This is a genomic window from Moraxella cuniculi DSM 21768 (assembly GCF_900156515.1).
Lineage (GTDB): Bacteria > Pseudomonadota > Gammaproteobacteria > Pseudomonadales > Moraxellaceae > Moraxella > Moraxella cuniculi.
In genome coordinates this window covers 1-11036 of sequence record NZ_FTNU01000026.1, presented here as the reverse complement: position 1 = coordinate 11036, position 11036 = coordinate 1, and the positions used below count along the sequence as shown (strand labels likewise).

Sequence of the window (11036 nt, the reverse complement as noted above, 5' to 3'; positions counted from 1 at the left end):
GACAGCCAAAACCTATACACCAACATCACCACTGATGATGTAACAGAAAATAAATATATCAATGGCATTATTAGCAACAACTTTGACAAAAACAAGGTACGGCAAGAGATTGATTTGCAGCTTATGGTAACTCAAAGCTTTGACCAAAACAGACGAAAAATCAGAAGCGAGTACGCCAAAAAAGCAGAAGACTACCGTAATGAAGCCAAAGACTTACCAGATGATGACCCAAGAAAAACAGAACTGGAAGAAAAAGCCCAAAAAATAGAACAAAACCTAAGACTATTTGATGGCATCACCTCAGCCTTGTATGCTCCTAACGCCAATGGTATACTGGGCGATGTGGCAAGAGCAGCAAGCCCAGAACTTGCTTACAAAATAGGACAATACTTTAAAGAGAAAGACCAAGAAGGTTCAACACAGCACCTGTTAGCCCATGCCATATTAGGTGCTGCTACAAGCTATGCCACAGGCAATAACCCAATGACAGGTGCTTTATCAGCAGTAGGCAGTGAAGCTGCTGCCCCTGCCCTATCTAAGTTCTTATTTGGTAAAGATTCAAAAGAACTCACCCAAGATGAAAAAGACATCATTACCAACATCATCACCCTAGCTACAGCATTTACTACTTATACCATCACTGATGGCGATGTTGCAGGTAGTGTGAGTGCTGCTGAAGTGGGGAGAGTTGGGGTTGAGAATAATAATGAAATGTATCTTGAAGCACAAAGAATATATGCATGGGAGATTTCTGATGGGGACAGGGATTTGTATTTTAAATTGATTGGTTTGCGGGGTAAGCTTGACACCATGATATCTGATTTGGAATTTTTTCATACAAGATATAATGACATGACAATTATCAATGGATCTGCCAGCTTGACTGGTTATACCATTATTATCAATAATAAAAATGGCAAGGTATATGCTTCACAACACCCCGATTTTAATGTTTCAAATTTAGCCAATATTTTATCATCACCCGGTGGTTCAATTAATTTTGGGAGTGTGCAAGGTGGTAGAAAAACAGCGGATCAGATTGATAAAGCTATTAATGGTAGATCTTTTGGTATTCAAGGGTGTTTGGGGGTGTGCTTGGGAGGTGCAAGAACAGCAGACGGTGAGATAATAAATACATATGGTATTGGAACACCGCAACTGGGAGGCTCTGCAACAACAATGTTTGATACTGGCATTACCTTAACTCATGAGCAGCTTATAAAGTTGCAGAAGAGAAGATAGTATGCAGAAATTAGTTAATGTTTTTGTAGCTATTTTGTTTTTATTTTTTCTTTATGTTAAGATAGATTATTGGTTTATTAATCCTGTTAATAAAGATAAATTACCCAATCGACTACCAGATCTCAAACTATTAATGAAACAAGAAATGTATGATATTACGCAGGGCATGGAGGATAAAATTATTGAGGAAGAAAAGTATTCGCCATCTACAAATTATATTGCTTATTTTAAGAGATTTTTAAACACAGATAAAAATTATCAGCAGCTGGTAACAAATTTGCAAACTCTAAATCCAAGTATTTATGCTAGATATTATAAATCCTATTCTGAAATCGAACAAGAATATTGCAAAGAAATAATATATGTGCAAATCAGCCTTGAAAAAATTGACAATCAGGAGACAATTGATATATGGGTTCGATTTGAAGAAAGAGGGGTATGCATGAGATTGTAATCTGATGTTTAACAGATGGTTTTGGTTAAATGGGTATGAAAGTTCAGTTAAGCCAACTAATCAACAGAGCTAAATGCTCAAGTGGTAATTACCACAGAATTTGGTAAAGAAGCCCCAAAAAGAATCGGTGATTATGCCATCACCAAGATACTTAACAACCCCAATCTTAGCACAGATGAAAAACTGGCAGAAACTAAGAAATGGGCAGAAGGCGGCATCTACCGAATAGCACTACACACAATAACTGCTGCTCTAGCCATAGGTACTATCGAAGGAGCAATATCAGCAGGCACAACTGCTTACGCCATTCCAAAGATTGATGAATACCTTACAAAACAAGGCTTTGATGAAACCACAAGACAAACCGCTTTGCTTGCCCTATCAGCAGCCCTAGGCACAACCATAGGCGACAGCACAGCAAGCACTGTGAATAATGTGGGGCAGACAAGGTGGAATTATTTACTTCACAGCCAAATAGCACAGTGGGAAAAACAGATTGCTGCTTGCCGTAATCAGACTTGTAAAGATCAAGTAATTCAAAAATATTTAGCACTATCTGATCAACAACAAAAAAATTTAAACAATGTCTGCGTAATAAACTATAATGCCATACAATGTGAAAACTTACGCAAACAGTACTTTGCAATGAGTGAAACCCTCACTCAAACACATTTTAATAAGTTAGGCGGTACAAATTATTGGCTTCATGTAGAAAATGAAAATCAGCAAGCTGAATCAATTTGGCGAAATGTTGCACTTAGTAATCCAAATGTTATTAAACATTTTGGACTAAATCCCAAAAAGGTAAAGAAATTATGATTTTCGGAAATCCTGATACTTTTGCAATTTATGTGGACAGGGTTAAGTACTGGTTACTTGATCAAGAGGTTAATGGTATTGTTGGAATTTATCTAAATGGCAAATTCTTTTCAACAAATTATGGTTTGGTATCATTTTATAATGAGTTTGAAGATGTTTTTAAAAAAATAGATTGCATACCATGCAATCAGCATGTTTTTGATTTACCAGATGTGGAAATATTGAAATTCATGTTAATGGAGAGATATCCAAATTGGTGTGCTAACTCTGAAGATGAATGGGAAGAGAATTTAGAAAATTGGAATGAAGTAGAAGAAAATATTAAATTTGATTTAAGTTTATATAGTTTTTCTAGAGGACATGCTGGAAGTTTTCATTTGTTTGGTGTCAAATCTTTGGATGATAAGCTAAAGCTGGTTTTTTATACCAAAAATGATCTGAAAGATTTTTTTGATTTTTCCTTATTGAATGTCTCCAATATTTGGTCTGTCATTATCAACTTTAATGATTATATTATTCTGATTCATGAATTGATATTATTTTTGGAAAATAATGGGGTTTCGATAAAAAGAGATAATTAATAACATGATTACAGATATCACAAGAGCAATAAGCCCACAAGTAGCTTAAACACATAGGACAATACTTTAAACAAAACAAAACCCTAAACCAACTAGACAATGGTAACAGACCCAAAGAACAAAGCCCGCAACACCTACTTGCCCATGCTATACTCGGTGCTGCCGTAAGCTACGCCACAGGTAATAACCCAATAACAGGTGCTTTATCAGCAGCAGGCAAACTGACCTCTTTGGTATTATTAACAGCAGGAGTTGTAATCGGTGCAGATACCTCAGCCACTGCCACAGCGGTGAATATGGATGTGTTTAATAGGCAGTTGCATCCTGATGAGATTAAATTAATTTTAGATGAAAATACAGTTGAGGAATTTAGAAAGAAATATAACCTTAGCAAAGAAGAAGCAGAGATGGAACTGGTGCGAGTTGCAGCTGCTTATAAGGGAAAAGATTGGTCAGATATCTACAATTTAGAATCTTACGATACAGATGGTGAGTATAAGAGCGGAGCACCCGCCCCTCGTGCCTTAACATACATTTGGAGCAAGATGAATGATAAGGAGCGAAAAGCATTTAATGCCAATAGCGACGAATACTACAATCCAAAAATAAATTTGCGACAGTTGTTTGATGAAATAGAAGATGTAAAAATTCAACGAGCTATAGAAATTTTGTATGTGCCAGCAAATCCGCAAGTTGCTCATGGTGATTTTGTGCTTGGGGGACAGTTGGGTGCAAATCAAGCCAATGCAGAAGCATCTATAAAAAAAGATTTTCTGAACCTAATCCCTAATCCAAAGTTGATATTTCAGTATGCCAAAGGCTCATTAACAAGCAATGAGGTTGGTTTGTACGATGATAAGGTCATGCAGACTTATTATGAAAACCTATTGCGAATTCAGGGTAAATATAAGGATTTGGGTTATATACAAGGCAAAGATTGGAATGAAACTCAAAAACAGATTGGGGCAAGTGGTGTTTTACTGCCAGTAGGTGGAGCTGCCAGTTCGGTTGTTAGAACAATAAAAATTGTTGATAAACCTGTAAATAGCCCTGGTAAATTTGATACCATAGACCAAAATGGCACTCAAGGATATAGTACTGCTAGCACCGAATCAATTAAAAATACAGAGACATACTTTCGTGTTGAAGGTGGTGGATCTGGAAACAAAACCAGTCAGAATCGTATAACTGTAAACGGTGATGGTACTATTAAAATCAATACTGGATGCTCTGGGCAGTTGTGTGTGAGTACGCTGGGGTCTGACCATGCTAAATATTATTTGAGCGAAAAAAGACCAAATGGGCAGGTTGTTGTATTTGAAGTGGATTCAGATCTGCATAATTTCATTATGCAAGAAGCTGTTCCTCAAAATCCAAATTTGCGTAGATCAAATAGCGACCCTAATGCACCAAAGATTACAGATATAAACACGCCAGGCACAAGTATAGAACTTCCAAAAATATGGAACTCTTTACTGGAAGAGTACTCATCAAGGACAAGAATTTTAAGTGAAAGAGAATTTCTAAAAGAATTTGGAGAGAGAGTAAATGATTAAACCACTACCATACAAAAAGATTGTGCAAGATTTATGGGATGGAGAGCTGAGCATAGCTTATTTCTTGGTCAAAGAAGTGGGTTACTGGGTTTTAGACTATAGATACAATTATTATTTGGATCATGAGATAGATGCTAAGCTTCTACTAGATATGGGTAAAATAGATATTGTAAATTATAATAAGGCAATGAAAGAGTCTAGGGGTGGGGTTATTAAATTAACTAAAGAGACAGTTTGTCAGTACTTGCAATCGGAAGAGTGCTTGATTTTGCCTACAAAAACAATGGCGGAAATATTCCTTTATGACATCAATAATAAAAGCATTGTTGATTTATATAAGAGCTTTAATAAAGAATTAAACAACGAACTCTATTCCTTGGTGCAAATTTTAAATTCCAGATTGCCTAGATATTATATTGACTTTGATAAGAAACTGTATAGGCATTTGGATTTTAATTATAGTCCTGAAAGCTATACTGGTAGTGATTGGGATTCCAAGCAGGGGGATTTTGGTGATAAAATTCCAGATAAGGATGCTTTTTGGTTCTACAAGAATATAAACTTGTGGAAAATTTTAAACTTGCACAGCACATAGGTTGGATTAAGCTTGCAAAAACTCAACAATTTCAATGCCTTGAGATAAAAATAATGCACTGCCACCAACCCACCACCTGCCACAACACAGGTGTTGCCATCAGCTACGCTGCCAATGATTTATACCTAGCAAGTACACAAGATACAGCTAAAGAGATTTTACAGCAACATCAGAAAATCCCGTCATCCATAAAGCGGAAAATATCAATGCAGGTCAAGTAACCGATAGAGATGGGCTGGTACGGGTTGATAAAAACAAAGAATCAAATGACGACCAAGTTGCTGCCAATTTGGGATTAGAAAGTCGACGACAATTACCATACCATCCAACGGGCTATCCAGCATGGAAGCCCGGTACTTTGGTAACAGACAGGGTGCTAGATAAGCCCGAAAGAATGCGAATGGTGATTGATAAAGACCAATATGAGCGGTTAATGGGGAAAACGAATATAAAAATTCACCCTTAAACCAACGCAAACAAGCTTTAGGCGATTGGGCAACCCAAGAAGCGATTAGCTCTATTGCTGATATGCGTCAGCGTTTGGCAGTAACCGAATCTTTTAAATCCAATATTGCCAAAGATGGTTCACTAAACAAATTTTATGTTGTAGAATTTGAAGTACAAGCAGGTGTCGGTATTCGTGAAGGCATCGCAGGCACAATGCATGATGGTAAAACAGGTAAAGTCATGCCAGGTGGCGTTAAGCAAATTAATTTTGTTAAAGAAAATCCCTATACTCACCCCGATAAATCTATCATTGATTTTGATAGCATCAAGGAGATTAAGTGATGAAAAAGATTGTAGATATTTGCAAAATCCACACCCTCCTGACCATCTATTCCAGTCTAAAATGGACACCAATTCCAATTTAAAATGACCAGTCATTCCGGTGAATGCTGGTCATTTTAGCTGAGTCTCGATGATTATTGTAGTGTTAATTTATTGTGTGCACTAATTTCTTCCGCATAGATTCGCCTGCCAGTGCAAGCGGGTATGCTCGGTGAATGATGCGATCAAGCACAGCGTCAGCAATGGTTGCTTCAGGAAATAGTCCATGCCAAGCTGCGACAGGGTATTGGCTAGTAATCAGCAAACCGCCAACGCTGGATTGCTTATCAATAATATCAAGCAACACAGGACATATCTGCGGTAGTAATTCACCAATGCCAAAGTTATCAATGATTAACAAATCCACCTTGCAGTATTTTTGTTTAACCTTGGCGATACTGCCATTTATTGATGTGATTATTGTGCCGACCATTGATTTCATGTTCAAGCATACCTTCAATCAGCTTTGTCGTGCTTATCTGTGGATTGCTTGGTGCCAGATAGTGTGCCTCATAATAGTTGGCAGCATGGCTAAGTTTTAGTTGTTTAAGTTTTAGGATAATGGTATTAATTGTCATGATTAATCTCCTAGCTTGCATTTTGGTTGATTTCATTGGCGTAATAATTTGAGCCACGAATGTTTTCATGCAGTTGGTTTGAGGTGAATACAACATCCAAATCTTCTATGCTTGGCATGATTGGATGCTCTGTCTTTTGGTAAACTTTATTTTTAAATACCGAAATGATGCGGTCAACTGCACAGATATTGAGCCTTTACGCATAGTCAAAGCCTTGCTCTATCTGCATATTCGGCACTTTATGCTCAAGCAAATATCGCTTTAACTGATTGAGCTTTTTAAGATTATTGGCATAGTCGGATTTGTTTTGTATAATCTTTTGAACCATATGAGCGGTTTGTGTGCCAATATTTTGTGCCCAAGCCAGTAATTTATCTGGCTGCATTTCATCTTGTAGCTGATGATTTCTTGGCATATGCTCATGTAAAATGCTACTACCTGTGGTAATGTGTTGATGTTCAGCGATGAGTTCGCGGTGTAGATACACCAATACTTTGTTATCTGTGAGTTTGACATTTACACGCTGACCTATAAACTGATATGGGACAGAATAGCTGGCATGTTCCAAAGTAATCATATAAAACTCGGTAACTTTAAGATTATAGAACCATTGGCATATTTCATACGCCTTGGCAGGCAACGGATTTAAAAACTGCTCATCAGTCTTGCTAAAACAAACATATCGACTCTCTGGGTAGCGTTTTGTTGTTTTGGTATTTAATTTGCAAAGCTCTTGTGAGAGTGTATGGTTTAGTTCATCCAAACTAAAAAACCGATGATTTCTTACTCGGGCGGGAGGTTTTCTTGTGTTTACGATATTGTTCACAAAACTATGAATAGCCAATGCCGTCAGGATGTGTCTTCCTGAACTCTTGCCAAAGCAATTCCAGTGTCATGTCAGGGCACGACATCTCTTTATCAATGTATGCCCAATCAGGATGTGTTTTGATGGATTTGATTTTGTGTGGGTTATATACCTTGACCAAGCCCAAAAGCCTTCGCATTTCAACATCATTTGTTGCCAGTATTTCATCAATACCAAGCATGTAGTTTTGATTGAGCTTGCGTATTTTGGCGGCTGTGGTTGGTGAGATGCTTAGATGGCGAGCGATGGCTCGGTTGCTTAATATAATACCGAATAACAACCAAATCGCATTACCCACGGAGTTACTCATTATGGCTGGAGATATCCAAGTTAATTTGCGCATCCCGCCTGACCTTAAACAAAAGCTGCAGGAGCAAGCACAGTTTCATGGTCGTTCTTTAAATCTTGAAATGAACTATCGCTTGGTCAACTCATTCTCCACACCCAATGACAGCTATGCAGACATCATGCAAAAGCTAGATGAGATTGTTGCTCGCCATCATAAAACCAAGCGATTGGGTGCGGTTCAAGAACGATTAAACACAGCCTTATTTGAATTGAGCAAGGTGCCAATGGTGCGACAGCTATCGCCTGCGCGTATCGCTTATGATTTGGGTTATGAAAGAGCTGATGAAGTGATTCGTTGGCTTGATGGTGATCTTGAGCCAACTTTTATGCAGCTTAAACAACTGGCGGACTATCTGGGATGTGATGCCCAATGGCTCATGTTTGATGAAAAACAGCCTTATCCAATCAAAAACCAAGACATGAGCCGTTTTGATACCGTCCAGTCTATTGTGGAGTTTTGTTTTGAGCCGGAAGCAGGATTTGATGCAGTTCAAAAGGTATTTTTTATTCAAAATGACAGTACTACTGGTGATGTATTGACCATCAAGCAGTTTAGCCACAAGCATGCCCAGGTGTACACTACCAATATTCATCTTAGTAATGTGGTTGGTGCTACAGGTGCTAGAATACAAGCTTTGTTTGTGTTGGCACTCAAAGATATTTGTAAACATGGTGAGTATAAACACCAAGCCATGAGCTACTTATTTGACGCAGCTGTCTGTGAACAGCTAAAACAAGGTATGGAGCATCCACTTAAGCTGACTGCACGAGCAGCCTTTACTCCGTGGATGGATGACATCTGGGATCGACATACATTTGATAAACAAGATGCTAATTACTACTGGCACGGCTATCGGGATGTCTGCTTTAGAGTGCAGGCGTATATCAATGAAGATCCCAAGCTAAGAGACATGTATCCCTAAACCGCTTTATCAAGAACAAAAAAACCACCATCAAAAAAGATGGTGGCGTCGGGTGGGGGTTGGTTGGGTTTATGTCTTAGCACAACTACAGACCTTTGCTTTGCTGGTGTATGGGTGCGACGCGTGCTTTATGCTGACACATATTGTGCCGTCTATCATTGGCTATTGCATTAACCAGAATGCGGATATCCATCAGGAGTGATGAGAGTCTGAAGTGGGCAGGGGTGCAATGTACCAATGAAATGGTTTAAATTGGCGGTGTGCTGTACACATCCTGCCGTGCTATATGTCTGTATGCGTAAATTGGTTCAAATCTGTTTTGGTGTGATTAAGCACCAAACTCCCTACCAAAGCCAAGTGAAACTCAGTTAAAAGTTTGACTTGACAGAGGGGGGGGGATGGTATCTATTGTACTAGTGCAGTCAATGATTTTTGTAACAGTAGCCATCCGGTTCCCAGACTAAATAAAAAGCCAACCACCCTGTATACTCATCTCCTGGGAAAATTGTTAGAGATGTTTTTCCTTTACAAAAAAGCTGATCGTCAGTCAGCTGATTACCGACACTCGCTTCAGTCCATTGATTGGATTGCCTAAGATCATCTACTACTGCCCGATATTGTTCAATCGAAATGTTTTCAAATGTGTACTCAAGAACTGTCGGTCCACTACATCTAAGAACAGGTCTAATCTCTGTTGGCTGCCCCAATGGCTGGGTGATATGGTTCATATCTTTATAAAACTCGTCCATTAATAAGCATCCGGGGACATAAGTATAAAGACTGTGTATAGCTCCAAGCGCTACAAGACCCAGAAAAACATATAATTTGGTATTATTCTGAAAATAATTTTTATGGTAATTTATCATAGGCTATCTCGATTTATATCTTGCAATCTCTGATTTTTTGAGCACAATGCCTGTGTCAACCATATAGGATGAACCCAATGAGGCCCCTGGCGTGCCTACTCCATATAAGATCATGACCTGGTTTCCACTCGCCACAGAACCCCCTAGACAAGCAGCATAACAGGCCTGCACTCCAAGAGATGCTCCCTTAATGATATCGTCGATAGCCGCCGCCTTTTTCGCGATATCTTGACGACTGTTAATTTGACTCAACGCAACACCAAAACCAGCAGAAGCCCCAGCTGTTTGGAAATTACCCAAATTTGGAGGTTTCACATTTGCACTTACATCAATAGGCATGGACATATACACCTTGCCATTTAGGTTATTTATTATGATAGTTTGTGCAAATCCACCATTGCTAACGCTTAACACTGTTACATGGTTATAATTCCGATGGAAGCGCTCTGCGCTATTTAACACATTTTTAAATGCTTGGTTTGAGGCATGGTTAATATTTGAAGAACCTCGTAAATCTGCACCATTCATAACTGCAGCGTTTCTATAGCGCAATTCACTTTCCAAGACTAAAGGTACTTGCTGTATTCTAACCCGCTCTGGTCGTGGTTCTTGATAATTGCTTAATCTATGAGGATCCCAAGTATATTGATATGACGCAAAATCACCCTTGCCAGTATGACTTTGAATGTATGCAACTAAACTTGGATCAACTTTTGGGATATTTAGGCTGATGCCAGTACCACGATTATTCCATTGTACGCCAACTAAATTATCATAGCCCAAATCAGGTCTATTTGATGGAACGGCATTATGACTATCAGCACTTTCATAGAAGCTACCTTTTTTAAAATTAGCAGCCCTTAGTGCATTAGCAATTTGTTCTCTTGACCATTTTTTGTGATTGCCTTGTCTTTTGTAAAGCTCTTCAATAACCCAAGCCTCCCCCATATTGGCATGCAACTGCCTATTAAACGCATCCACATTCACTGCCATTGCAGTGCTTGCGGTTTCTGCTCCTGCCAGTTCGGTGATTGTTGCAATGCCGAGATTACTGACGAGATCAACGGCATTTTTAGCAATCTGTGGTGATACACCCTGATCAATAAGTATCTTGATTACTTGTTGGGATATCTTATTTAGTATTGGTGCAGATAGGGCAACACTGCCTGTAGTCATCGCTCCTTCAACCGTGCCAGTACCTAAAACACCAATTAGGGTATGCAAAGCAACACGATAAACCCCACCCTCTGCCCACTTATTAGCTTCTTCGGTGTTGCCCTGTGCAAGCAGTTCAAGTTCTTTGTTTTGGGCATAATCACCGATTCTCTTTGCTGCTTCTTTACCAAATTCTGTGGTGATAACTGTTTGAGCATTTAGCTCT

General features: G+C 38.8%; 13 protein-coding genes and 1 pseudogene. 8 read left to right on the top strand and 6 right to left on the bottom strand.

Translation table 11 applies throughout. The features are described from left to right. From BW928_RS10715 to BW928_RS10685, 7 genes are all read left to right on the top strand, one after another. The coding region (locus BW928_RS10715; RefSeq protein ID WP_200800848.1) for a VENN motif pre-toxin domain-containing protein at nt 1-1242 on the top strand (1242 nt) is incomplete at its 5' end. A 1-nt stretch (nt 1243) separates the two neighbouring features. Beyond that, nucleotides 1244-1696 carry a hypothetical protein gene (locus BW928_RS10710; RefSeq protein WP_076556210.1) on the top strand — a complete coding sequence of 151 codons (453 nt, stop codon included), beginning with the start codon at nt 1244-1246 and terminating at the stop codon, nt 1694-1696. A gap of 81 nt (nt 1697-1777) precedes the next feature. Further along, on the top strand, nt 1778-2515 hold the full coding sequence (locus BW928_RS10705; protein ID WP_076556209.1) for a hypothetical protein: 738 nt from the start codon (nt 1778-1780) through the stop codon (nt 2513-2515). Beyond that, nucleotides 2512-3096, top strand: a complete 585-nt coding sequence (locus tag BW928_RS10700) for an Imm42 family immunity protein (protein ID WP_076556208.1) — start codon at nt 2512-2514, stop codon at nt 3094-3096. The genes BW928_RS10705 and BW928_RS10700 overlap by 4 nt, the downstream gene beginning before the upstream one ends. Before the next feature lie 230 nt (nt 3097-3326). Then, nucleotides 3327-4652, top strand: a complete 1326-nt coding sequence (locus BW928_RS10695; protein WP_143821552.1) for a hypothetical protein — start codon at nt 3327-3329, stop codon at nt 4650-4652. Then, a complete protein-coding gene (locus BW928_RS10690; RefSeq protein WP_076556206.1) occupies nt 4645-5247 on the top strand; it encodes a hypothetical protein in 603 nt (200 codons plus the stop codon). Before BW928_RS10695 ends, BW928_RS10690 begins: the two co-directional genes overlap by 8 nt. A gap of 528 nt (nt 5248-5775) precedes the next feature. Next, the gene (locus BW928_RS10685) at nt 5776-6036 is read left to right on the top strand and encodes a hypothetical protein (protein WP_076556205.1); all 261 of its coding nucleotides are present in this window, start codon (nt 5776-5778) and stop codon (nt 6034-6036) included. 145 nt (nt 6037-6181) lie between these two features. Here the strand turns inward: BW928_RS10685 and BW928_RS10680 are convergent, their stop codons facing one another. From BW928_RS10680 to BW928_RS11720, 4 genes are all read right to left on the bottom strand, one after another. Then, the gene (locus BW928_RS10680; protein WP_078310480.1) at nt 6182-6517 is read right to left on the bottom strand and encodes an ATP-binding protein; all 336 of its coding nucleotides are present in this window, start codon (nt 6515-6517) and stop codon (nt 6182-6184) included. After that, nucleotides 6459-6653 (bottom strand): ATP-binding protein, encoded by a 195-nt coding sequence (locus BW928_RS10675; RefSeq protein WP_076556203.1) that lies wholly within the window; start codon nt 6651-6653, stop codon nt 6459-6461. The genes BW928_RS10680 and BW928_RS10675 overlap by 59 nt, the downstream gene beginning before the upstream one ends. A gap of 196 nt (nt 6654-6849) precedes the next feature. After that, nucleotides 6850-7416, bottom strand: coding sequence for a Mu transposase domain-containing protein (locus BW928_RS10670; RefSeq protein WP_076556202.1), 567 nt, complete (start codon nt 7414-7416; stop codon nt 6850-6852). 67 nt (nt 7417-7483) lie between these two features. Beyond that, on the bottom strand, nt 7484-7828 hold the full coding sequence (locus BW928_RS11720) for a hypothetical protein (RefSeq protein ID WP_076556201.1): 345 nt from the start codon (nt 7826-7828) through the stop codon (nt 7484-7486). A gap of 1 nt (nt 7829) precedes the next feature. Here BW928_RS11720 and BW928_RS10660 point away from each other — a divergent pair, with 1 nt between their 5' ends. Beyond that, on the top strand, nt 7830-8789 hold the full coding sequence (locus BW928_RS10660) for an Arc family DNA-binding protein (protein ID WP_076556200.1): 960 nt from the start codon (nt 7830-7832) through the stop codon (nt 8787-8789). A 422-nt stretch (nt 8790-9211) separates the two neighbouring features. On the opposite strand, the gene BW928_RS10655 is transcribed toward BW928_RS10660, so the two are convergent. Together BW928_RS10655 and BW928_RS11865 are read right to left on the bottom strand one after the other, a co-directional pair. Next, nucleotides 9212-9655 carry a hypothetical protein gene (locus tag BW928_RS10655; protein ID WP_076556199.1) on the bottom strand — a complete coding sequence of 148 codons (444 nt, stop codon included), beginning with the start codon at nt 9653-9655 and terminating at the stop codon, nt 9212-9214. 3 nt (nt 9656-9658) lie between these two features. Beyond that, nucleotides 9659-11036 (bottom strand): annotated as a pseudogene (locus tag BW928_RS11865) (hypothetical protein); the annotation flags it as partial.